The sequence below is a fragment of the Ruegeria sp. CI8 genome, from assembly GCF_056536865.1.
This window is the reverse complement of sequence record NZ_JBQFQL010000001.1, coordinates 1,998,748-2,021,512: the sequence shown is the minus strand read 5'-3', so window position 1 is coordinate 2,021,512 and position 22,765 is coordinate 1,998,748. Positions and strand designations below refer to the sequence as shown.

Below are 22,765 nucleotides of genomic sequence, written 5' to 3'. Positions count from 1 at the left end.
CGGCCATGCAAGACGTTCTGGCCATTATCATTCGAATTATATCCCCGGCGCTCTGAGTTTCCGAGACGCCGGGCAAAGGTGCTTGAGTTCATCGCACCGACCGCTTCGATCCAAACACGCCAAGATCATCCAAGGGACGCCTCTCCATGTGCGCCGACACGACCCAGACACCCGACTACAAAGACACGCTGAACCTGCCCCGAACCGAATTCCCCATGCGCGCCGGCCTGCCCAAGCGCGAGCCCGCATGGCTGGACCGCTGGGAGAAGATCGGCGTCTATGACCGCCTGCGCGAAAAGCCGGGGCGCAAGCCGTTCATCCTGCATGACGGCCCGCCCTATGCCAACGGGCACCTGCATATCGGCCACGCGCTGAACAAGACGATCAAGGACATGATTGTGCGCAGCCACCAGATGATGGGCTTTGACGCGCGCTATGTGCCCGGCTGGGACTGTCACGGCCTGCCGATCGAATGGAAGATCGAGGAACAGTACCGCAAGAAGGGCAAGAACAAGGACGAGGTTCCGGTTATCGACTTCCGCCAGGAGTGCCGCAAGTTCGCCGACGGCTGGATCGACATCCAGCGCGAGGAGTTCAAGCGTCTGGGCATCACCGGCAACTGGGCCGATCCCTACGTCACCATGGACTATCACGCCGAGGCGGTGATCGCGGACGAGTTCATGAAGTTCCTGATGAACGGCACGCTGTATCAGGGCTCGAAACCGGTGATGTGGTCGCCGATCGAAAAGACCGCCCTGGCCGAGGCCGAAGTCGAGTATCACGATAAGGAAAGCTTCACCATCTGGGTGAAGTTCAAGGTGGTGAACACCGGCAACACCACGCTGGACAACGCCTACGTGGTGATCTGGACCACGACGCCCTGGACCATGCCGTCGAACAAGGCCGTGGTATACGGCAAGGACATCTCGTACGGGCTGTACGAAGTGACCGGCCGCCCCGAGGATTGCTGGGCCCGGATCGGTGACCGGTACCTGCTGGCCGACAATCTGGCCGCCGACGTGTTTGCGCGGGCGCGGCTGGACGACACCATGTACCGCCGCCTGTGCGACGTCATGCAGGACGATCTGGCCAAGATCCAGCTGCAGCACCCGCTGGCAGGGGCCGAAGGGTCCAACGGTGAATGGGATGACATCCGCGATTTCCGCGCGGCCGATTTCGTGACCGATACCGAAGGCACCGGCTTCGTTCATTGCGCGCCCTCGCACGGGATGGAGGAATTCGAGCTGTACCGCGATCTGGGCATGCTCGAGCAGGTCATCACCTACAACGTGATGGACGACGGCAGCTTCCGCGCTGACATGCCGTTCTTCGGCGGCAAGTACATCCTGTCGCGCAAGGGCGGCGAGGGCGATGCGAACAAGGCTGTGATCGACAAGCTGGCCGAGGTCGGCGGGCTGCTGGCGCGTGGCAAGATCAAGCACAGCTATCCGCATTCTTGGCGGTCCAAGGCGCCGATCATCTATCGCAACACACCGCAATGGTTCGTGTCCGTCGACCGCAAGCTGGACGATGGCATGGACGAAATGGGCGGCACTATCCGCGAACGCGCCCTGCGCTCGATCGACGAGTTGGTAAAATGGACGCCGCCCTCGGGCCGCAACCGCCTGTATTCGATGATCGAGGCGCGCCCCGACTGGGTTCTGTCGCGCCAGCGTGCCTGGGGTGTGCCACTCACGTGCTTCACCAAGAAGGGCGCTCTGCCCACCGACCAGGACTATCTGCTGCGCAACCCGGACGTGAACACCCGCATCAAGGCCGCGTTCGAAGAATACGGCGCCGATGTCTGGTACACCGACGGCTTCAGACAGCAGGTGCTGGATGGCATCGTGAACCCCGACGATTATGACCAGGTGTTCGACGTTCTGGACGTGTGGTTCGACTCGGGCTCGACCCATGCGTTCGTTCTGCGCGACCGTGAAGATGGCACCGTCGACGGCATTGCCGATGTCTACATGGAGGGCACCGACCAGCACCGTGGATGGTTCCATTCCTCGATGTTGCAGGCCTGCGGCACGATCGGCCGCGCGCCGTATCGCAACGTGGTCACGCACGGGTTCACGCTGGACGAGAAGGGCAACAAGATGTCCAAATCGCTCGGCAATACCATCGTACCGGAAGAGGTCGTCAAGCAATACGGTGCCGACATCCTGCGCCTTTGGGTGGCTCAGACCGACTATACCGCCGACCAGCGGATCGGGCCGGAAATCCTGAAAGGTGTCGCCGACAGCTATCGCCGGCTGCGCAATACGATGCGCTTCATGCTGGGTTCGCTGGCCGACTTCACCGAGGCCGACCGGATCGACCCGGCCGAGATGCCGCGTCTGGAACGCTGGGTGCTCAGCCGCCTGGCCGAGTTGGACGAGCAGGTCCGCAAGGGCTATGCCGCGTTCGACTTCCAGGGCGTGTTCAGCGCGGTGTTCAACTTTGCCACGGTCGACCTGTCGGCCTTCTATTTCGACGTGCGCAAGGATGCGCTGTATTGCGACGGGGACACCCCGCGCCGCCGGGCCGCGCGCACGGTGCTGGACATCCTGTTCCACCGTCTGACTACCTGGCTGGCGCCGATTCTGGTCTTCACGATGGAAGAGGTCTGGCTCGAGCGGTTCCCGGGCGAGGACGGCTCGGTGCATCTGGTCGACTTCCCCGACACGCCTGCCGATTGGCGCGACACCGGGCTCGAGGCGAACATGGCCAAGATCCGCCGTGTACGCCGTGCGGTGACCGCCGCGCTGGAAGTGCAGCGCCGCGACAAGGTCATCGGCTCCAGCCTCGAAGCCGCGCCGATCGTGCATGTCGAGGATGCGGAAACCCGCGACCTGCTGGCGACCTTCGACGTAGATGACCTGTGCATCACCTCGGGCCTGACCGTCACCGCCGACCCCGCCCCGGCCGAGGCGTTCCGCCTGCCCGAGATCGAGGGCGTCGGTGTCGTGTTCGAAAAGGCCGAAGGGGCCAAGTGCCAGCGCTGCTGGAAGATCCTGCCGGATGTGGGACGCCACGCCCACCCCGGCGTCTGTGGCCGATGCGATACGGCGCTGAGCTGAAAATGATCCCTGAAACCCCCGCCATCTCGCGGGGGTTTTCTTGCGGCTTGCGACGCAGCCGCCGATCTGAAACTCTGCGCCCATGCCGATGATTGCAGTGGAAACCCAGTTCGGATGCCTCGGGGTCGAAGAAGAGGACGGTGCCATCACCAGTCTGGTGTGGGACGGTCACACAACGGGTGAGACGACCCCGCTGCTGATCGAAGCGGCATCACAGATCAGGGCCTATGCCGAGGGCCGGTTGCAAAAGTTCGACTTGCCACTGCGTGTCGTTGGGTCCGAATTCCAGAAACAGGTCTGCGACTTGATGTCCGCGATTCCTTTCGGTTACACGCGGACTTACGGTGATATCGCGCAGGATCTTGGGTGTCCGGCGCAAGCTGTCGGGCAGGCCTGTGGTGCCAACCCGATTCCGGTGATCATTCCTTGTCACCGCGTTCTGGCGGCAAGCGGCCTTGGCGGGTTCTCGGGGCAGGGCGGGGTTGAGGGCAAGGTTGCCCTGTTGCGTCACGAGGGGGCTGCCAGTCTGCTGATCTGACCGCCGGAATCCGGTTGCAATCTTTCGCAAAGCGTCCCAACCTGAGACAGTTTTCGAACCCGAAGGACTGCAATTCATGACTGCGAAAATTGACCCCGCCGCCCGGAAGAAGGCCATCATTGACCAATTGATGGCGTTGGAGGCACAGGAGTTGGCGACGGCGCAGGCGCACCACGATGCCTTTCAGAAAGAGTCCCAATTGGATGACCGGGAAGGCCACGACAAGGATGATATCGCGGCATCGCGCGAAAGCGCAGATCTGGCCGCCGCGTTTGACGGGCCGGTGCATGCGCATCATGCCAAGATTGACGTGATCGAAAACACCGATTTCAGCCTGACGGATACAGTGCAGCCGGGCGCCGTAGTCTGGCTGGGCGATCGGCATTTCGTCGTCTGCGTGTCGACCACCAAGTTCGACGTGGATGGTGAAACATATATGGGGATTTCAACCCAAAGCCCGATCTATCTGGCCATGGCCGGAATGCGCAAGGGCGACGTCTTCACCCATAATGGCACCGAGTTCGAGATCCGGGAAATTCTCTGATCTGTGATTTTCGCCCGTTCGGGCCGCGTCTCAATCGCGGCTCGGCGGCATGATTTGCTGGGCGATCCCCGCCGAGACCAGATACAGGCTGGTCACCACCAGACCCCAATGCGCCCAGCTTTGCGGGTGAAAATCCACCCAAGCGGCCCATCCAGCAAAAAAAGTCCAGGCGAAGGCCATGGGCAGGGACAGGTTGCGCCAGCGTTCGGTGCGCACGGGGTGAATGAATTTCAGGGGCAGAAACATTGCAACGGCCAGCAACGCCACAAGGACGAGGCTGAACCAGAAGTCGGGCTTCAGCGCAAAGATCACCACCACGACCATGTTCCAGCAGCCCGGAAAACCGGAAAAGGAATTGTCCTTGGTCTTCATCCGCGTGTCAGCGAAATACATCGCGCTGGCGAATGTGATGACGATGATCGCGAACCAGCCGGTCCAGCCGTCCATCAGACCGGATTTGAACAGCGCATAGGCCGGAATGAAGACGTAGGTCAGATAGTCGATGATCAGATCCAGCAGAACACCGTCGAACTCGGGGGCGTTCTTTTTGACGTGATAGTGCCGGGCCAAGGGGCCGTCGATTCCGTCGACGATGAACGAAACGACCAGCCACAGAAACATCAGGCTCCACTTTTCCTCGACCGCGGCCAGCATGGCCAGCATCGCAAATACGGCTCCGGTCGCGGTGAACAGGTGAACGGCTAAGGCTTTGAATCTGAGTGTCATGACCCGTGTCATGTACGATGCGCGCCCGAGATGCAAAGCAAAAAGCCCCCGGTATCGGCGCCGAAATGCGGTTGCTGCAATTCCGCCGCGTCTCAGGCTTTGGGGTGCGCGCGGTTGTACACCTCCATGAGGCGCGCGGTGTCGACGGCGGTATAGGCCTGTGTGGTCGAAAGGGACGCGTGACCCAGCAGTTCCTGAATGGCCCGGAGGTCTCCGCCGGCCGACAGAAGATGGGTGGCAAAGCTGTGCCGCATCGCGTGTGGAGTGGCCGTTGCCGGAAGACCCAGTTGCATACGCGCTTTGGCCATGACGCCCTGAATTGCCCTCGGACTCAGGGCTTTGCCGCGTACGCCGCGGAACAATGGGGCTGTTGGGCTTTGGGGATGTGGGCACAACTCAAGGTATCGGTCGACCGCCTGGCGCGCGGCGGGGATGACCGGAACGATCCTTTCCTTGTCACCCTTGCCGACAATTCTCAGCGTGTTGGGCAGCGGGGCATCCGCGCCGGTCAGAGACAGGGCTTCGGATATGCGAAGGCCGCAGCCATACAGCAGGGTCACGACTGCAACGTCGCGGGCGGCAACCCAATCTGATCCGGATTGCAGCTCGACCGTCTCGATCATGGCGCGGGCGGCGTCTTCGGCCAGCGGGCGCGGCAGTTTCTTGGTGTATTTCGGGGCGCGGGTGGACAGGACGGCGGTGGGCTCGAACCCCTCGCGTTCAGCCAGCCAGCGATAGAAGCTTTTGACGGCGGACAGTTTTCGCGCCAGTGACCGCGCCCCGACACCGGATTCGCGTTGATGTGCCATCCAGGCCCGCATGTCCGAAACGGTGATGCGCTCGAGCGCCGCCAGCCCCTGCCGTTCGCTGTGATGCAAAGTCATGAAAGACAGGAAATCCGAGACATCCCCGCGATAGGCATTGATGGTGTTTTCCGAACGGCCCGCCAAAGCGGTCAACCCCTTCAGCCACAACTGCAACGCATCGCGGCAGGCTGGAGAGATCAGGCTCACGACAGCCAGTGGCGCATCGACCGTTCGAATACGCCTGCAAAAAAGGCCAGCAGATCAGTGCCCAATTGAGGCGAGAAGTGCCTTGGGTCGCGCGCGCCCATGACTATCATGCCCGGCAGACGCCCTTTGCCGAGATCCAGCTGCATACATGCCTCAGATTGCAGCTGGTCCAGCTGATCCCCGTGCACTCTGCGGTTGGGTTGGCGAATTTCGCGCAGGACAACCTCGCGCGCGGGGTGGTTCGGAGCGTTGTCCATGTAGGATTGTACGAAACCCGGTTCCGCCACGGCCAAAACACCGTCCAGCCGGTCGATGCTTGGGTCCTGTTGGACCAACGTTGTTTCCAGGACCAGCGTGATGCGGTCGACGCGGAGGATTTCGGCAACTTCCGTACCCAGCACGCGCAGGAAGTCCTCGAATTCCGTCGGCTCAAGAAGGCGCAGGATGGCTCGGTGAACCTGGTTGGTTCCGGCGAGGTTCTCGTAGGCGGCGGCGATGACCGAGCGGTGAGTGTCCTCCAGCCGGTCCAGCCGTGCCTCAAGCCGTTGCATGGCGATTCCGCGCAGGTCGATTATGTTGTCTCCGCGGGCGCGTTCGTTCGCGGCGACCAGCGCCTGCATCAGATCCTTGTCGTCCAGTACGGCGTCCGGCTCGGCCAGAATCGCGGCGCGGAGGTTGTCCTCGAGTTTGGGATTGCTGCTCATATCCTGTCCGGTCTTTTTTTGTTGGGGGCGTTATAGCACGGGTGCCCGGAAATACCTTGGGAAAAATGCACGTTTAGGTGGATTAGGCGCCGTGTGTGGGGGCGTGGCTCCCGCCTGCAGGCGTCTGATCAAAGATCAGGCCCACTGAAGTTGGGCCAGGCGCGGCCCCAGTCGGGGCCGCGCGGTTGTACATGGGATCAATGGATCACAGAATCTTCTGACCGGTCTTGGCCCAATCCGACAGGAAGGCCTCGAGCCCTTTGTCGGTCAGCGGGTGATCAGCCAGCTTCTTGATCACGGCAGGCGGGGCGGTGATCACGTCGGCGCCGATGCGGGCGCTGTCGGCCACATGGTTTACGCTGCGGATCGAGGCGGCGAGGATTTCGGTTTCGAACCCGTAGTTGTCATAGACCTGACGGATGTCGGCGATCAGGTCCATACCGTCGAGGTTGATGTCGTCCAGCCGTCCGATGAAGGGCGAAATGAAGGTCGCGCCCGCCTTGGCCGCCAGAAGCGCCTGATTGACCGAGAAGCACAGGGTGACGTTGACCATCTGGCCTTCGTCGCTGAGCGCCTTGCAGGTTTTCAGGCCGGCCCAGGTCAGCGGCACCTTGACGGCGATGTTCGGTGCGATCTGCGCCAGCTTGCGGCCTTCGGCGATCATGTCCTCGGCCTCGGTGGCGACGACTTCGGCGGAAACCGGGCCATCGACCAAGTCGCAGATTTCCTTGGTCACTTCCAGAATGTCGCGACCGGATTTCAGGATCAGCGAGGGGTTGGTGGTGACACCGTCCACCATGCCCAGGTCGTTCAATTCGGCGATGGCGTCGATTTCGGCTGTGTCTACGAAGAATTTCATCGGGGCAGTCCTTTGATGGGTTGGCCTTGCTCGCGGATGCCTTTACCTCAAAGAGACCCGTGCTGAAACCCCTGCTGAAGAAAGGCGCGCATTGAGCGACCCGGTGCATTTCGACCAAGGTGAGCTGGTGGCGGTTCTGACGACCCAGCCGCTGGACCGGACGTTGGATTACAAGGCGCCCGAGGGGGGGTGTTTCCTGGGGGCCTTCGTCGAGGTGCCGCTGGGCCCGCGCAAGGTTCTGGGCGTGGTCTGGGGCGCGGGGCGCGGCGATTTCGACCGCAGCAAGATCCGCTCGGTCATCCGGGTGCTGGACGTGGCGCCCATGCGCGAAGAGATGCGCCTGTTCCTGCAGCGTGCGGCCGACTACACGCTGACGCCGATGCCGGCCATGCTGCGGCTGGCCACCCGCGCGCCCGGTCTGGGCGACCCGCTGTCGATGCGCAAGATCTATCGGCTGGGCAGCGGCACGCCCGACCGCATGACCGATGCCCGGGGCCGGGTGCTGGAGGTGCTGCGTGACTATGGCGGGCTGGCCTTTACCCTAAAGGAACTGGCCGAGATGGCCGGGGTCACCTCGTCGGTCGTCAAAGGGTTGGTCAAGCAGGGCGCCGTGCGAGAGGAGGACAGTCCCCGCGACCTGCCTTATCCGACGCTGGACCCGGACCGGCCCGGCAAGGCGCTGACCCCCGATCAAACCGCTGCTGCCGACACGTTGCGCGCAGCACTGCGCATCGGCACCTACGGCACTACGCTGCTGAAGGGCGTGACCGGGTCGGGCAAGACCGAGGTCTACCTTGAAGCGGTGGCCGAAGCGCTGCGCATGGGCCGGCAGGCGCTGGTGCTGCTGCCCGAGATTGCCCTGACCGCCGAGTTTCTGACGCGGGTCGAGGAGCGGTTCGGTGCGCGCCCGGCCGAATGGCATTCCGGTGCCACGATGACTGAACGCCGGCGGGTCTGGCGCATGGTCGGGCAGGGCGATGCACAGATGGTGGTGGGCGCGCGGTCGGCGCTGTTTCTGCCGTTCCGCGATCTGGGCCTGATCGTGGTGGATGAGGAACACGACACCTCGTACAAGCAGGAAGACGGCGTGCATTACAACGCGCGCGACATGGCAGTGCTGCGGGCGGCGATCTGCGGGTCGCGCGTGATCTTGGCCAGTGCCACGCCGTCGCTGGAAAGCTGGGCCAATGCCGAGGCCGGCAAGTACGACCGGCTGGACCTAACCTCGCGCTTTGGGGCGGCGGTGCTGCCGGACATGAAGACCATCGACATGCGCGCCGAAAAGATGCAGCCGGGCACCTGGATTTCCCCCAGCCTGCGCCAGGCGGTGCAGGCGCGCATCGAAAAGGGCGAACAGTCGCTGCTGTTCATCAACCGCCGGGGATATGCGCCGGTGACGCTGTGCCGGGCCTGCGGCGAACAGATCGCCTGCGACCACTGCGATGCGCGCATGGTCGAGCACCGGTTCCTCAAGCGCTTGATGTGCCACCAGTGCGGCGAGACCAAGCCCATGCCCGAGGCTTGCCCCGCCTGCGGGGTCGAGGGCAAGCTGGCCCCGGTCGGTCCCGGCATCGAACGTCTGGCCGAAGAGGCCGAGGCGACCTTTCCCGACGCCCGTATCGCCATGCTCAGTTCCGACCTGTTCGGCTCGGCCCGGGCGCTGAAGGCCAAGATCGAAGAGATTGCCGAGGGTGACGCAGATATCGTCATCGGCACGCAGCTGGTGGCCAAGGGGCACAATTTCCCGAACCTGACGCTGGTCGGGGTGATCGACTCGGATCTGGGCCTGCACGGGTCCGACCTGCGCGCTGCCGAGCGGACCTTTCAACTGATGCGGCAGGTGGCGGGCCGGGCCGGGCGGGCCGACAAGCCGGGGACGGCGCTGCTGCAGACCTTTCAGCCCGAACACCCGGTGATCCGCGCGATCCTGTCGGGGGACGAGGAAGGGTTCTGGCGGGCCGAGGCCGCCGGGCGGCAAGCGGCCGGGGTGCCACCCTATGGCCGGATGGCTGGGATCGTGCTGTCCGGCCCCGAGGTCGGGCCCGTTTTTGACATCGGAAACGTATTGGCGCGCAATGATGCGCCGCTGCGGAAGATCGGGGCGCAGGTCTTTGGGCCAGCCCCGGCGCCGATTGCCCGTATCCGCGGGCGGCACCGGGTGAGGCTGCTGGTCAAGGCGCCCAAGGGGGCACCGATCCAGGACGCCATCGCCCGCTGGATCGCACCGCTGCGCTTGAAGGGTGACATCCGCCTGACCGTCGATATCGACCCGCAGAGCTTCTACTGACTCTGCATCAGCGCAGATTGGATGTGCGCGGGGGATTTCCTCTCGCCAGCCGGGCGGATTGGGCGTAGAGAACTCTCATGCTGAAACCGATGCCCCTGTCCGAGGCCCAGAGCCTGCCGTTCTGGCGCCGCCCCGTAACGTTGCTGTTCGTGATGGCGCTGACCATGCCGATCGCCTTCAACGCGTGGAGCGCACTGCTGAACAACTTCGTGATCGAAGTCGCGGATTTCGACGGGGCAGACATCGGCCTGCTGCACACGGTGCGTGAAATCCCGGGCTTTCTGGCCGTGGGCGTGATCGCGGTGATAATTTTCGTGCGCGAACAGGTTCTGGCCATGATTTCGCTGATGCTGTTGGGCGTAGCCACGGCAGTGACGGCCTGGTTTCCCAGCCTCGGCGGGCTGCTGTTCGTGACCCTGTTCAGCTCGATCGGGTTTCACTACTATGAGACGGTGAACCAGTCGCTTCAGCTGCAATGGCTGCCCAAGGACCGCGCCCCGCAGGTGCTGGGCTGGCTGGTGGCGATGGGGTCGGCCTCGACGCTGGTGGTCTACGGGCTGATCGTGCTGACGTGGGATCGGTTCGATCTGTCCTACAACACGGTCTTCATGGCGGCTGGTGGGCTGACCGCGGTACTCGCACTGTTCTGCCTGATCGCCTATCCGCAATTCGATGCGCCGACACCGCAAACCAAGAAGATCGTGCTGCGCCGCCGCTACTGGCTGTATTACGCGCTGCAGTTCATGGCGGGCGCGCGGCGGCAGATCTTTGTCGTGTTCGCCGGGTTCATGATGGTCGAGCGCTTCGGCTTCGAAGTGCATCACTTGACCAGCCTGTACCTCATCAACCTGATCATCAACATGGCCGCCGCCCCTCTACTGGGCAAGGCCGTCGCGGTGTTTGGCGAGCGGCGTACGCTGATCTTCGAATATTTGGGCCTTGCCATCGTATTTGCGGCCTATGGTGGCATCTACTGGTTCGGCTGGGGTGTGCTGCTGGCGGCCATTCTCTACGTCATCGACCACGTGCTGTTCGCGCTGGCTCTGGCGCTCAAGACCTATTTCCAGAAAATCGCCGATCCGGCCGATATTGCCCCCACCGCGGCGGTGGCCTTTACCATCAACCATATTGCGGCGGTGTTCCTGCCGGCACTGCTTGGCCTGTTGTGGGTCGTGTCGCCGGGGGCGGTGTTCGGCCTGGCGGCGGGTATGGCGCTGATCTCTCTGGCGCTGTCGCTGCTGATCCCGCGCCACCCCGAACCGGGGAACGAGACCATCTTTTCGAAATACGCGCCCGCACCGGCCGAATGACACGCGCGACGCTTGACCTCGGCGGCTGACGGCCCTAGGCGCAAAGGCGGTTTCTGCAGGAGGTTCCCATGCCCACATTCACCGCCCTGACCACCCTGAAAGGCAAAGCCGCAGCCGACAGCCTGGGCGAAGCGATGGAGCGTCTGGAGCCCGAACCCACCGGCGTGGGTGTTTTCGAGGTCGAGGACGGCTCGGGCCTGTGGGAGGTCGGCGGCTATTTCACCGAAAGCCCCGACGAGGCCGCCCTGGCCCTGCTGGCGGCGGCCTTCGAGGCCAAGCCCTTCGTGGTGTCGGAGTTGCCGGAAACCGATTGGGTTGCCCATGTCCGGCGCGAGCTGGCTCCGGTCGAGGCCGGGCGGTTTTTCGTCTATGGCAGCCACGATGCCGACAAGCTGCCCGAGGGGCGTATTCCGCTGCTGATCGAGGCGGCGATGGCCTTTGGCACTGGGCACCACGGAACGACGCTGGGGTGTCTGCGGGCGCTGGACAAGCTGATTGAGACTGGGTTCGAGGCCAGCAAGGTCGCCGATATCGGCTGCGGTACGGCGGTGTTGGCGATGGCGGCGGCGCGGGTCTGGGACGGTGACATTCTGGCCAGCGACATTGATCAGGTCGCCGTCGACGTAGCCGAGGCCAACCTGAAGGCCAACGGCATGGCCGGGGCCGTCCGTTGTGTCGAGGCTGCCGGATTTGACCATCCTGACCTCCATGCGGCGGCGCCTTACGATCTGATTTTCGCCAACATTCTGAAGGGACCGCTGGTGGCCCTTGCCCCGGAAATCGCGCAGAATCTGCGCGGAGGCGGACATGCGATCCTGTCGGGAATCCTCAACGAGCAGGCCGACGAAGTGGAATCAGTTTATTCACGAAACGGGTTCAATACGATGGATCGGTCAATGATTGGTGAATGGACGACGCTAGTCTTAACCAAACAGGGCGCAAATTAGACCATTTGCAGGAGTTTTGTGGATTTTTGCCACGGTTTTGACGCATTCTCTTTCTACCGTCATCCAATGAATTTGGGGGGCGGTTTTTGGAGGCTGCCATGACAGGAAAACAACTTGAATTCGATCAGCGCGTTCATCGGCTGACAAAGAAACACAACAAGATGAGCCGTGGCTATCGCGCGACCATGCGCAAAGATGGTCTGGTCGTCATGAAACCCCAGCGGGTACGCTCGGCGGTTCCGGCCAAGGTTCTGTTGCTGTGCCTGTGCGGTTTTTTTGCTTTCAAAGCGTTCCTGCTATCCAATCTCGGTCCGACCGGATACCAGTATCGGGTGGATGCCCTGAACGAAGGTACATCGGTTGAACAGGCGGGCGCGTGGATCATGCAGATCGATCCATTGTCGCAGGCCCTTTCGACACAGCTGAACAAGATTCTCTACTGAACTCTCTCTCCTAAAGAGCCTTCAAAAGACAAAAACACCGCGTACCTTTCGGTCCGCGGTGTTTCTGTGCTGCCCCGAGGGAGGATAGGGGCGAGAGCGGGTGGTTTCAGTACAGACGGCGGCGGCCAGCAGCGACTTCGTCGATGTCACCGCGGCACAGGCCGATATCTTCCAGTTCACGGTTGCTCAGACCGATCAATGCATTGCGCGTCACGCGTGCGTCGTTCCAGGCGACAACGGCGTTCACGACGGATGCCAGAAAGGCGCCGATACGGCCGACGAGGCCAAACGAGCCAATCGAGGCGCGGGTTGTGTCAATTGCAGCCATATCCTGCTTCCTTCTGTTCAGTGTTGACGTTTGAATGTCGAATTCTCGGGCCAGTTAGTGATGTCGGATTGACCTTGCAAGTGCTGAAACTGCATGTGTCCTATGCAGTTTTTGCAATGCTTCGAAAATGATGAAAGTCCCTTAAATTATTGGTGAAAACTGCTTTGGGAATGTGTCGGTTTCAGACTTTTTGGGGTCGCAATGCGTCCGAACTGTCGCGGACGGGACAGGCGTGTCGCATTTGGGCGTCGGATCAATTTTATTGGAAAATGTTCACGCTTCGTGCTAATCGAGAGAAAAGACAATGAAAACCCGAGCAGGCCGAGGCACAACATGCGAATTCTGGGCATTGATCCGGGGCTGCGCACCCTGGGATGGGGCGTCATCGAATCACATGGCAGCCGACTGAGCCATGTTGCCAACGGCCTGTGCAAATCCGACGGGGATGATCTGGGCGAGCGGCTTTTGTCGCTGCACAACCAGATCGTCGAGGTGATCGCCGAACATCAGCCCGACCAAGCAGCCATCGAACAGACCTTCGTCAACAAGGACGGCGCCGGGACGCTGAAGCTGGGTCAGGCGCGCGGAGTGGCGTTGCTGACCTTGGCGCAGGCTGGGTTGCCGGTGGGCGAATACGCGCCCAACCGGGTCAAGAAAACCGTAGTGGGCGTGGGGCACGCCGAGAAGGAACAGATTCTGCATATGGTCAAACTTCAACTGCCGGGATGCCAGCCCAAGGGGGCCGACGCCGCGGATGCGCTGGCGATCGCGATTTGCCATGCGTTCTACGGGGCGACGCCGCAGGCCCGCATCAAACAGGTGGCCACATGATCGGCAAGCTGACCGGACGCATCGACTATCGCGCGGCGGATCATCTTCTGATCGACGTGCGCGGGGTCGGCTACATCGTCTATTGCTCGGACCGGACCATGGCGGCCCTGCCCGGGGTGGGCGAGGCGGTCTCGCTGTACACCGATCTGGTTGTGCGCGAGGACCTGATGCAGCTTTATGGCTTTCTGTCGCTGGTCGAGAAAGAATGGCATCGGCTGCTCTGCTCGGTTCAAGGGGTGGGGGCCAAGGTGTCGCTGGCCATTCTCGGCGCGCTGGGGCCGGACGGGGTCAGCCGGGCCATCGCGCTGGGCGATTGGGGCGCGGTGAAGGCGGCCAAGGGTGTCGGGCCCAAGACCGCGCAGCGCATCGTGCTGGACCTGAAAGACAAGGCGCCCGGCGTCATGGCGATGGGCGGCACGGTGACCGAGGCGATGGACGGCCCCGTGGCCGAGGTGGTTGAACCCGCAGACCCGGCGCCGGTCCCGGTGCGGGCCCCGAAACCCGGCGCGGGTGCGGCGTCGGCGGGGGCTTTGTCGGCGCTGTCGAACCTGGGCTATGGCCCGTCCGAGGCCGCCTCTGCCGTGGCCGAGGCCGCCGCCAACCTTCCCGATGCCGGTGAGGCCGAATTGATCCGCGCGGCGTTGAAACTGCTGGCTCCGAAAGGCTGAATGAATGGTTGATGCCGACCCGACCCTGCGCCCGCAGCCTCTGCCCGAGGACAACGACCGCGCCTTGCGCCCGCAGGGGCTGGACGAATTCATCGGCCAGGCCGAGGCGCGGGCCAATCTGCGCATCTTCATCCAGTCGGCCCGCCAGCGGAACGAGGCGATGGACCACACGCTGTTCCACGGCCCTCCGGGCTTGGGCAAGACGACGCTGGCGCAGATCATGGCGCGCGAGCTTGGGGTGAACTTCCGCATGACCTCGGGGCCGGTTCTGGCCAAGGCCGGGGATCTTGCGGCGATCCTGACCAATCTCGAAGAGCGCGACGTGCTGTTCATCGACGAAATCCACCGCCTGAACCCGGCGGTGGAAGAGGTTCTGTACCCTGCGATGGAGGATTTCGAGCTGGATCTGGTGATCGGCGAGGGGCCCGCGGCCCGCACCGTGCGGATCGAGCTGCAGCCCTTTACCCTGGTCGGGGCGACCACGCGGATGGGCCTGCTGACCACGCCGCTGCGCGACCGGTTCGGCATTCCCACCCGGCTGCAATTCTACACCGTGGAAGAATTGCACGAGATCGTCACCCGCAACGCCCGCAAGCTGGGCGCGCCGGCCGATGACGACGGGGCGCGCGAGATCGCGCGCCGGTCGAGGGGCACCCCCCGTATCGCCGGGCGGTTGCTGCGGCGGGTCGTGGATTTCGCCATCGTCGAGGGCGACGGCCGCATCACGCGCGAGCTGGCCGATGGCGCGCTGACACGGTTGGGCGTTGACAATCTGGGTCTGGACGGGGCCGACCGCCGCTATCTGAAACTGATCGCCGAGAATTATGGCGGAGGCCCGGTGGGGATCGAGACCCTGTCGGCCGCCCTGTCCGAAAGCCGCGACTCGCTGGAGGAAGTGATCGAGCCCTATCTGCTGCAACAAGGCCTGATCCAACGCACGCCGCGCGGCCGGATGCTGGCGCAGAAGGCCTGGGCGCATCTCGGCATGACCGCGCCCAAGGGACAGAGCGACCTGTTTGGTTGAAGCCGCCGGCCTCAGACCTTAAGGCTGGGGCGAGAGAATTTTCGAAAGACGAAGGGCAGGGCGTGACACCCGAAGAGATCCAGGCGCTGTTTACTCGAGCCGATGGCGCGTTCCTGTTTGCACGTTGGGGACGGCCCATCGTGCCGATCGTATTTGGTGTCGAAGACAAGACGCTAGCAACGGTCAAGGGCGCGTTCGAGGCGGTCGTTGCACTGGCCGGCCATAAAATGGCCGAGACCGACCCCGAGTTGGGGGCCAACTGCATGGTGTTCTTTTTTCGCGATTGGGCCGAGTTGCTCGAGGTGCCTGACCTTGACCGGCTGATCCCGGACCTCGCGCCACTGGTCGAACGGCTCGATGCTGGCGGAGCCAACCAGTATCGAGCATTCAGGTTCGATCCGGGCGGCGCGATCCGTGCTGCGTTTGTCTTTGTGAGGATGGACAGTGAGCTATCGAAAGTGTCGGCCGAAACGCTGGCGTTGTCGCAGGTCGTTCAGACAATTCTTTTGTGGTCGGATACAGCCTTCCGAGCGCGCTCACCGCTGGCCGTGGCGGGCGACACGACGATCCTGCGGCCCGACATTGCCGCGCTGATCCGCGCCACTTATGATCCGGTTTTGCCGGCGGTGGCGCGGGACCCGTCCTATGCGCTGCGGCTGTTCGCACGCATGGAGCCGATGCAATGAAGCATGTCTTTCCCGTCCGCGTCTACTACGAGGACACCGACATGGGGGGCGTGGTCTATCACGCCAACTATTTGCGCTATATCGAGCGCGCCCGGTCGGATTGGGTGCGCAACCTGGGCAATGACCAGAACGCAATGCGCGAGGCTGGTATCATCTGGGTCGTGCGAAGGGTCGAGGCCGACTATCTGGCGTCTGCGCGGTTCGATGACGAGCTGCTGGTCGAAACCGAGGTCGTCGCGATTTCCGGCGTGCGACTGACCATGGCTCAACTCATCCGACGCGGCGAGACCGAAGTCTTCCGCGCGACCGTGACGGCCGTTTGCGTCAATCAGGATGGCCGGCCGATCCGGCTCCCGGCAGAGATTCGCGCATTGCTGTAACAATTTGCTCAGCCCCTGTGGTTCTGTTGGCAATTTGCCCCTAACTACGCTAGCGTTTGGCAAAACAAGGCCAATCAACGGCTGTCAGGCAAAACAAAGAGCAGGTTCATGGAAGCTGAAACGCTGGCGCTGGCGCAGGAGATCGATTTCTCCATGTGGGGGCTGTTCGCCCGTGCGACATTCATCGTGAAAGTGGTGATGCTGATCCTTGTGGTCGCATCCTTCTGGTCATGGTCGATCATCATTCAAAAGCTCATCACCTATCGCAGCGCGCGACGCGAAGCGCAGGTGTTCGACGAGGCGTTCTGGTCGGGCAACCCGCTGGACGAGCTGTTCGAACAGATCGGAACGCAGCCGGATGGCAGTTCCGAAAAGATCTTCGCAGCCGGCATGATCGAGTGGCGCCGCTCGCACCGCGCCGACGGTGGGCTCATAGCCGGCGCACAGGCCCGGATCGATCGTTCGATGGATGTGGCTATCGCAAAAGAGGCCGAGGGTTTGCAAAAGGGTCTTTCGATCCTTGCGACCGTGGGTTCGACTGCGCCGTTCATCGGCCTGTTCGGTACGGTTTGGGGCATCATGAACGCCTTCATCGAAATCGCCGAACAGCAGAACACAAACCTGGCCGTCGTGGCACCGGGCATCGCCGAAGCTTTGCTGGCGACCGGTCTTGGCCTGCTGGCCGCAATTCCGGCCGTAATCTTCTACAACAAACTTAGCGCGGACAGCGATCGCATCGTTGGCGGATACGAGGCTTTTGCCGACGAATTCGCAACCATTCTGTCCCGCCAGTTGGACAGCTGACATGGGTGCGGCGATCCAGCAATCGTCTGGCGGCAACGGACGACGCCGAGGACGGCGGCGCGGGCGTGCGCAGCCGATGGGTGAAATCAACGTCACACCCTTTGTCGACGTGATGCTGGTGCTGCTGATCATCTTCATGGTCGCGGCGCCGCTGATGACCGTGGGGGTCGAGGTTGATCTACCCAAAACCGCCGCCAGCGCTCTGCCCGGCGACAACGAGGAACCGTTGACCGTCACGCTGACAGCCGACGGGCGGGTTCAGATCCAGACCACCGAGGTGTCCCGCGACGAGTTGATCGGTAAGCTGCGCGCCATTGCTGCCGAGCGCAGCAGCGACCGCGTCTACCTGCGGGCCGATGGCGCCATTCCTTATGCGCAGGTCATGCAGGTCATGGGTGCGTTGAATGCCGGCGGGTTTTCGAATGTGGGCCTTGTCACCGATACTGGCGGGCCGGCGCTGGACGCGGGCGGAGAGTGAGGCTGCGCGGTGGATACCGGCACCAAGATTTCGGCGATTGCCCATGTGACATTGATCGGATGGGCCCTGTTCGGCGGCACGTTCCGATCCGAGCCGCTGCCTTTTGCAGTGCAGGAGGTGTCGGTGGTTTCGGCTGAGCAATTCGCTGCCCTGACGGCGCAAAGCGATGCGCCCGAAGTTCCGACGCCCCCCAACGCATTGGAAGATCCGATCGTGCAACCCCCGGCACCCGAAGTGCCGGAGCAGTCGGTCGAAGAACAGCCGCGCCCCGAGCCGGTCACGCCACCTGAACCGGAGCCCGAGCCGCAACCCGAGGCAGTTGTGACTCCACCCGAACCCGACGTGATCGAGCAGCCTCCGGTACTGGATGAACCGGAACCCGAGGTTGCGGTTTTGCCGGCGCTGCCCGAGTCCCAGCCCCGCCCGGCGGACAAGGTGGCCCCCGAACCCATCGCTCCGCCGCCACTGGATGCAAAGCCGGACGATATCGAAACACCGGCGGTTTCGCTGGATGAAGGGGCTGAGATCCAGCAGGAGCAGCAAGACCAGACCGCGCCCGAGGAAGCCACGGACCAGATCGTGACCGAGGCGGAAGAGGCCAAGGACCTGTCGCCACAAAGCTCGCCGCGTCCCCGGGTTCGGCCCAATCGGCCCAAGCCTGCGGAAACCGAACAGACCGCGACCGCCGAGCCTGTCGAACAGGCTGCGGAACCCGACGAGGCCGCGATCAATGACGCGTTGGCCGAGGCCTTGGGCGGGGCGTCCGAGCCGTCCGGTCCGCCTCTCACCGGCGGTGAAAAGGATGCGATGCGTCTGGCTGTTTCGCGGTGCTGGAACGTGGGCTCGTTGTCGACCGATGCGCTCAAGACCGTTGTGGTGGTCGGTTTCTCGCTGAACCGCGACGGCTCGATCGTTCCCGGCAGTCTGCAGCTTCTGGACAGCTCCGGTGGCTCGGACGGGGCCGCAAAACAGGCATACGAGGCCGCCCGGCGTGCGATTTTGCGCTGTGGAGCAAAAGGATATGACCTTCCTGCTGACAAATACGAGCATTGGAAGGATATTGAGATCACCTTCAATCCCGAGAGGATGCGGATCAAATGATGAAACTTCTGACCAGCCTCTTCGTTGGCCTGACCCTTCTGTCGGCCCCCGTGTCTGCGCAAACCGGCCCACTTCGGCTGGAATTGGATGAAGGCATCATCGAACCTTTGCCATTTGCGGTGCCCAGCTTTGTACCGGACAGTCCGGCGGCCAGCCAGTTTGCGGCTGACATCAGCCGCGTCATCGCCGAGGACCTGACTGGAACCGGCCTGTTCCGTGAGATTTCGCCGGATGCATTCATCAGCCGTGTCAGCAGTTTCGAAGCGCCGGTCCAATTTGCGGATTGGAAGGCGATCAATGCCGATGCGCTGGTCACCGGCGCGGTGAATGTCTCAGGCAATACCCTGTCCGTCCGGTTCCGGGTCTGGGATGTATTCTCGGGTCAGGAATTGGGCAACGGCCTGCAATTTGCCGGTACAACCGAGGGCTGGCGTCGAATGGCGCACAAGGTGGCTGATCAGGTCTACAGCCGCATTACTGGTGAGGGAGGCTATTTCGACAGCCGAGTGGCTTTTGTCTCGGAAACCGGCCCAAAGGATCAGCGCCGCAAGCGGCTGGCCATCATGGATTATGACGGGGCGAATGTTCAGTACCTGACCGACAGTGCCGCGATCGTTCTGGCCCCGCGCTTTTCGCCAACGGGCGACCGGTTGCTCTACACCAGCTATGAAAGCGGCCGCCCGCGGATCTACGTTCTGGATGTTGGCCGGGTCAAGCGGCAGGAATTGCAGACTCAGGAAGGTACGATGAGTTTCTCGCCGCGCTTTTCGCCGGATGGCCGCTCGATCGTCTATTCGCTGACGCAGGGCGGCAATACGGATCTGTGGAAAATGGATCTGGCATCCGGCCAAAGCGTGCGCCTGACCAACACGCCCGCAATTGAAACCGCGCCCAGCTATTCGCCTGACGGATCGCGGATCGTCTTCGAGAGCGACCGGTCAGGCAGCCCTCAGTTGTATATCATGCCGGCAAATGGCGGTGAGGCGACCCGCATCAGCTTTGGCCAAGGGCGCTATGGGACGCCCGTCTGGTCACCACGCGGAGATCTGGTGGCCTTTACCAAGCAGAACAAGGGCCGGTTCCATATCGGCGTGATGCGACTGGACGGTAGCGAGGAGCGGCTGTTGACCGCCTCGTTCCTGGACGAGGGGCCCACATGGTCGCCCAATGGCCGGGTCATAATGTTTGCGCGGGAAACCCAGGGCGCCAGCGGGCGTTCGACCCTGTACTCGGTCGACATTTCGGGCCGAAACCTGCGCCCCGTACGCACCCCGGACGGTGGCAGTGACCCGTCCTGGGGGCCACTGTTGAATTAAGAGACCGCCGGTCGCGCCGAAGTTCACAAGGCAGGCTGGCTGTGATAGACAGACGTCAATAAACAAACGGGACAAGAGGCAACAGAAATGAACGTATTGAGCAAGTTTGCGGCTCTGGGCGCGCTGGCGCTGGTGGCCGCATGTACCAACAACGATCCCTCGGCTTTGGGCGGTGGCGCCGGCGGCAACGGCGCAATCGTCCCGGGTTCTCCCAGCGACCCACGTTCGCCCGCCTATTTCCAGCAGGCGATCGGTGACCGGGTCCTGTTTGCCGTGGATCAGTCCACGCTCTCGCCCGAGGCGCAGACGATCCTTCAGGGGCAGGCCCAGTGGCTGTTGGCCAATACCGACTACGTCGCCACGATCGAAGGTCACGCGGATGAACAGGGCACGCGGGAATACAACCTTGCGCTGGGCGCCCGCCGGGCAAATGCCGCGCGGGAATACCTGATTTCCCGCGGTGTGGCCGGAAACCGTCTGCAGACGATCAGCTATGGCAAGGAGCGCCCGATCGAAATCTGTAGCACCGAGGAATGCTATTCCAAGAACCGCCGCGCGGTCACCGTGCTGACCGGATCCACAACGGGGTAACAGGATGAGAATTGCGGGATTGGTTCTGGCGGCGGCTTTGACCCTTGCCAGCGGCGCGCAAGCGCAGGATCAGCAGACTCTGGCCGATATTCGCCAGGAACTGACGGTGCTGCATGTCGAAATCCAACGGCTCAAGCGCGAGTTTTCTACGACAGGCTCGCCCGCGCCGAACCTGTCCGGCAGTTCGATACTGGAACGCGTTGACGCCATCGAGGCCGAGTTGCAGAGGCTGACTCGGCAGACCGAGCAGCTGAATCAGCGTGTTCAGAATGTCGTGACGGACGGAACCAACCGGATCGGAGATCTGGAGTTCCGTCTCTGCGAGCTGGAACCCGGTTGCGAGTTCACCGGCGAAGACACACCGACATTGGGTGGAGATAGCGACACAGCGGCCATCACCGCTCCGGTGACGACGCCCGGCGATGCCGCCGACGGCGACCAGGTCGAACTGGCCGTAGGTGAACAAGCCGATTTTGATGCCGCGTCGCAAGCCCTTGCGGACGGAGATTTCCCGACGGCGGCCGATCTTTTTGCGAAATTTGACAGCGCGTATCCCGGCAGCCCGCTGGCCCCCGAAGCCAACCTGAGGCGAGGGCAGGCCCTGGAAGGGCTGGGTGATACCCGCGAAGCGGCCCGGGCCTTCCTTGCCAGCTTTACTGGCGATTCCGAAGGGCCGGTGGCCCCCGAGGCGTTGTACGAACTTGGGGCAGCATTGGGTCGGTTGGGCCAGGTTGAGCAGGCTTGTATCACGCTTGGAGAAGTCGGCGTCCGGTTCCCGTCGTCGGCCTTTGTGGCCACGGCAACCGAGGAAATGGCGTCGCTGAGCTGTTCTTGAACTCACCAGCCGACACCCTTCCGGAGCGCGTCAGGGCGCTGTTGCCCGAAACGCTTCCGTCGCGACTGGGCGTGGCCGTGTCCGGTGGAAGCGACTCGCTTGCATTGCTGCATCTTTTGGTCCGGATCGCCCGGGATGAAGATGTTCGGCTGTTTGCGGCCACTGTCGATCACGGCCTGAGGCCGGATGCGGCCGCCGAGGCCGCCATTGTTTCCGAGACATGTGCACATTTGGGCGTGTCCCATGTCACTCTGAAATGGACGGGATGGGACCGGTCGGGAAACCTGCAGGATCAGGCACGGCAGGCGCGCTACGGCCTGCTGCGGGACTGGGCGGTGTCGCAGGACATTCCCGTGGTCGCTCTGGGCCACACCGCAGATGATCAGGCGGAAACCGTGTTGATGCGTCTTGGGCGCGCCGCTGGCGTGCGCGGATTGTCGGCCATGTCTTTTGCGCGCGATCTGGACGGGGTCATGCTTTGGCGACCTTTGCTGGGCGAAACGCGCACCGCCTTGCGGGACTACTTGCGGGCTGAAGGGGTGCGATGGATCGAAGACCCTTCGAATCAGGACCTGCGCTTTGACCGGATCAAGGTCCGCGAGGCGTTGGGCCATCTGTCCGGCTTGGGGATTACGGCTGAAACTTTGTCCCGCGTTGCCGCGAACCTCGGGCGTGCGAACCGGGCGCTTGAGCATTTTGCGCAGGAATCCGCCCGCCGATTTGCGAAGGAGATAGCCTGTGCGGTGCGTGTGGATCGCGCCGGTTTTGCCGCGCTACCTGAGGAAATACAGCGTCGGCTTGTAGTCGGTATCCTCCAGCGGATCTCGGGTCCGGGATACCCGCCGCGGCAAAGCAAAGTCGAGCAGGTCGTACAGGCCGTTATTGCGGGACGTTCGTCGACGCTGAGCGGTTGTCAAATCCTGACGGACGGGAATAGTTCGTGGTTTTGCAGAGAGCTGACCGCCGTTTCGACATGCGTGATCCGACCGGATGAACTCTGGGACGGGCGTTGGATCGCGACAGGACCGGACACGCCCGGAGCACAGATCCGTGCGCTTGGCGAGACCGGGTTGCCACAAGTACCCGACTGGCGCGCGACAGGGGTGCCACGCATGGTGCTGATGGTCACGCCCGCCGTTTGGCTGGGCGACCAAATCGTGTCCGCGCCATTTGCCGGTTTTTTGAACGGATGGACGTTTGAAATGGACCCGAAATTCCCCGAGCTTTCGGCTTCTTTTTTATCGCATTGAACCTGCTTCAATCATCTCTATTTTAAGAGGCAACCCG

At 62.8% G+C, this 22,765-nt stretch carries 24 protein-coding genes; 19 read left to right on the top strand and 5 right to left on the bottom strand.

Annotated features, from left to right (window positions below; all coding sequences use genetic code 11):
* Nucleotides 1–146: 146 nt before the first annotated feature.
* The 3 genes from ileS to ACR0DA_RS10005 all read left to right on the top strand — a co-directional run bounded on the left by ileS (nt 147) and on the right by ACR0DA_RS10005 (nt 4,147).
* Nucleotides 147–3,065, top strand: coding sequence for an isoleucine--tRNA ligase (ileS, locus tag ACR0DA_RS10015; RefSeq protein ID WP_480753799.1), 2,919 nt, complete (start codon nt 147–149; stop codon nt 3,063–3,065).
* Between the two features lie 82 nt (nt 3,066–3,147).
* Nucleotides 3,148–3,603, top strand: coding sequence for a methylated-DNA--[protein]-cysteine S-methyltransferase (locus ACR0DA_RS10010; protein ID WP_170337853.1), 456 nt, complete (start codon nt 3,148–3,150; stop codon nt 3,601–3,603).
* 76 nt (nt 3,604–3,679) lie between these two features.
* Nucleotides 3,680–4,147 (top strand): hypothetical protein, encoded by a 468-nt coding sequence (locus ACR0DA_RS10005; protein WP_170337856.1) that lies wholly within the window; start codon nt 3,680–3,682, stop codon nt 4,145–4,147.
* A gap of 30 nt (nt 4,148–4,177) precedes the next feature.
* Here the strand turns inward: ACR0DA_RS10005 and ACR0DA_RS10000 are convergent, their stop codons facing one another.
* The 4 genes from ACR0DA_RS10000 to fsa form a co-directional block, all read right to left on the bottom strand.
* Nucleotides 4,178–4,873, bottom strand: a complete 696-nt coding sequence (locus ACR0DA_RS10000; protein WP_093962794.1) for a CDP-alcohol phosphatidyltransferase family protein — start codon at nt 4,871–4,873, stop codon at nt 4,178–4,180.
* A gap of 92 nt (nt 4,874–4,965) precedes the next feature.
* Nucleotides 4,966–5,886 (bottom strand): tyrosine recombinase XerC, encoded by a 921-nt coding sequence (locus ACR0DA_RS09995; RefSeq protein WP_480753796.1) that lies wholly within the window; start codon nt 5,884–5,886, stop codon nt 4,966–4,968.
* On the bottom strand, nt 5,883–6,590 hold the full coding sequence (locus ACR0DA_RS09990; RefSeq protein WP_170337506.1) for a DUF484 family protein: 708 nt from the start codon (nt 6,588–6,590) through the stop codon (nt 5,883–5,885). Before ACR0DA_RS09990 ends, ACR0DA_RS09995 begins: the two co-directional genes overlap by 4 nt.
* 205 nt (nt 6,591–6,795) lie before the next feature.
* Nucleotides 6,796–7,449 carry a fructose-6-phosphate aldolase gene (gene fsa / locus ACR0DA_RS09985; RefSeq protein ID WP_170337862.1) on the bottom strand — a complete coding sequence of 218 codons (654 nt, stop codon included), beginning with the start codon at nt 7,447–7,449 and terminating at the stop codon, nt 6,796–6,798.
* A gap of 91 nt (nt 7,450–7,540) precedes the next feature.
* On the opposite strand from fsa, the gene ACR0DA_RS09980 reads away from it, so the two are divergent.
* The 4 genes from ACR0DA_RS09980 (at nt 7,541) to ACR0DA_RS09965 (ending at nt 12,436) form a co-directional block, all read left to right on the top strand.
* The gene (locus ACR0DA_RS09980; protein ID WP_480753794.1) at nt 7,541–9,736 is read left to right on the top strand and encodes a primosomal protein N'; all 2,196 of its coding nucleotides are present in this window, start codon (nt 7,541–7,543) and stop codon (nt 9,734–9,736) included.
* A gap of 77 nt (nt 9,737–9,813) precedes the next feature.
* Entirely contained in the window at nt 9,814–11,046 is a 1,233-nt protein-coding gene (locus ACR0DA_RS09975; protein ID WP_480753793.1) for an MFS transporter, read from the top strand.
* Between the two features lie 68 nt (nt 11,047–11,114).
* Complete coding sequence (locus ACR0DA_RS09970) at nt 11,115–11,993, top strand: 50S ribosomal protein L11 methyltransferase (RefSeq protein WP_170372021.1); 879 nt, start codon at nt 11,115–11,117, stop codon at nt 11,991–11,993.
* A gap of 98 nt (nt 11,994–12,091) precedes the next feature.
* Nucleotides 12,092–12,436, top strand: a complete 345-nt coding sequence (locus ACR0DA_RS09965) for a hypothetical protein (RefSeq protein WP_093962787.1) — start codon at nt 12,092–12,094, stop codon at nt 12,434–12,436.
* 106 nt (nt 12,437–12,542) lie between these two features.
* Here the strand turns inward: ACR0DA_RS09965 and ACR0DA_RS09960 are convergent, their stop codons facing one another.
* A complete protein-coding gene (locus tag ACR0DA_RS09960) occupies nt 12,543–12,764 on the bottom strand; it encodes a DUF1127 domain-containing protein (RefSeq protein WP_480642906.1) in 222 nt (73 codons plus the stop codon).
* A gap of 333 nt (nt 12,765–13,097) precedes the next feature.
* Between ACR0DA_RS09960 and ruvC the strand changes: the two genes are divergently transcribed.
* The 12 genes from ruvC (at nt 13,098) to tilS (ending at nt 22,728) form a co-directional block, all read left to right on the top strand.
* On the top strand, nt 13,098–13,595 hold the full coding sequence (ruvC, locus tag ACR0DA_RS09955; RefSeq protein WP_149775764.1) for a crossover junction endodeoxyribonuclease RuvC: 498 nt from the start codon (nt 13,098–13,100) through the stop codon (nt 13,593–13,595).
* Nucleotides 13,592–14,263 (top strand): Holliday junction branch migration protein RuvA, encoded by a 672-nt coding sequence (gene ruvA / locus ACR0DA_RS09950; protein WP_170372025.1) that lies wholly within the window; start codon nt 13,592–13,594, stop codon nt 14,261–14,263. The genes ruvC and ruvA overlap by 4 nt, the downstream gene beginning before the upstream one ends.
* A gap of 4 nt (nt 14,264–14,267) precedes the next feature.
* A complete protein-coding gene (gene ruvB, locus ACR0DA_RS09945) occupies nt 14,268–15,287 on the top strand; it encodes a Holliday junction branch migration DNA helicase RuvB (protein ID WP_170599136.1) in 1,020 nt (339 codons plus the stop codon).
* Between the two features lie 62 nt (nt 15,288–15,349).
* Nucleotides 15,350–15,973: a hypothetical protein gene (locus tag ACR0DA_RS09940; RefSeq protein ID WP_480753790.1), complete on the top strand. Its 624-nt coding sequence runs from the start codon at nt 15,350–15,352 to the stop codon at nt 15,971–15,973.
* Nucleotides 15,970–16,353: a tol-pal system-associated acyl-CoA thioesterase gene (ybgC, locus tag ACR0DA_RS09935; RefSeq protein ID WP_093962779.1), complete on the top strand. Its 384-nt coding sequence runs from the start codon at nt 15,970–15,972 to the stop codon at nt 16,351–16,353. Before ACR0DA_RS09940 ends, ybgC begins: the two co-directional genes overlap by 4 nt.
* 108 nt (nt 16,354–16,461) lie before the next feature.
* Nucleotides 16,462–17,157: a protein TolQ gene (tolQ, locus tag ACR0DA_RS09930; RefSeq protein WP_093962778.1), complete on the top strand. Its 696-nt coding sequence runs from the start codon at nt 16,462–16,464 to the stop codon at nt 17,155–17,157.
* A gap of 1 nt (nt 17,158) precedes the next feature.
* Nucleotides 17,159–17,635, top strand: coding sequence for a protein TolR (gene tolR / locus ACR0DA_RS09925; protein ID WP_170362911.1), 477 nt, complete (start codon nt 17,159–17,161; stop codon nt 17,633–17,635).
* 9 nt (nt 17,636–17,644) lie between these two features.
* On the top strand, nt 17,645–18,736 hold the full coding sequence (locus tag ACR0DA_RS09920; RefSeq protein ID WP_480753788.1) for an energy transducer TonB: 1,092 nt from the start codon (nt 17,645–17,647) through the stop codon (nt 18,734–18,736).
* Nucleotides 18,733–20,052: a Tol-Pal system beta propeller repeat protein TolB gene (gene tolB, locus ACR0DA_RS09915; protein WP_093962775.1), complete on the top strand. Its 1,320-nt coding sequence runs from the start codon at nt 18,733–18,735 to the stop codon at nt 20,050–20,052. The genes ACR0DA_RS09920 and tolB overlap by 4 nt, the downstream gene beginning before the upstream one ends.
* Nucleotides 20,053–20,139: 87 nt before the next feature.
* Entirely contained in the window at nt 20,140–20,643 is a 504-nt protein-coding gene (gene pal, locus ACR0DA_RS09910) for a peptidoglycan-associated lipoprotein Pal (RefSeq protein WP_093962774.1), read from the top strand.
* Nucleotides 20,644–20,647: 4 nt separating this feature from the next.
* Nucleotides 20,648–21,478, top strand: coding sequence for a tol-pal system protein YbgF (gene ybgF / locus ACR0DA_RS09905; RefSeq protein WP_170599142.1), 831 nt, complete (start codon nt 20,648–20,650; stop codon nt 21,476–21,478).
* A complete protein-coding gene (tilS, locus tag ACR0DA_RS09900) occupies nt 21,475–22,728 on the top strand; it encodes a tRNA lysidine(34) synthetase TilS (RefSeq protein ID WP_480753786.1) in 1,254 nt (417 codons plus the stop codon). Before ybgF ends, tilS begins: the two co-directional genes overlap by 4 nt.
* Nucleotides 22,729–22,765 lie beyond the last annotated feature (37 nt).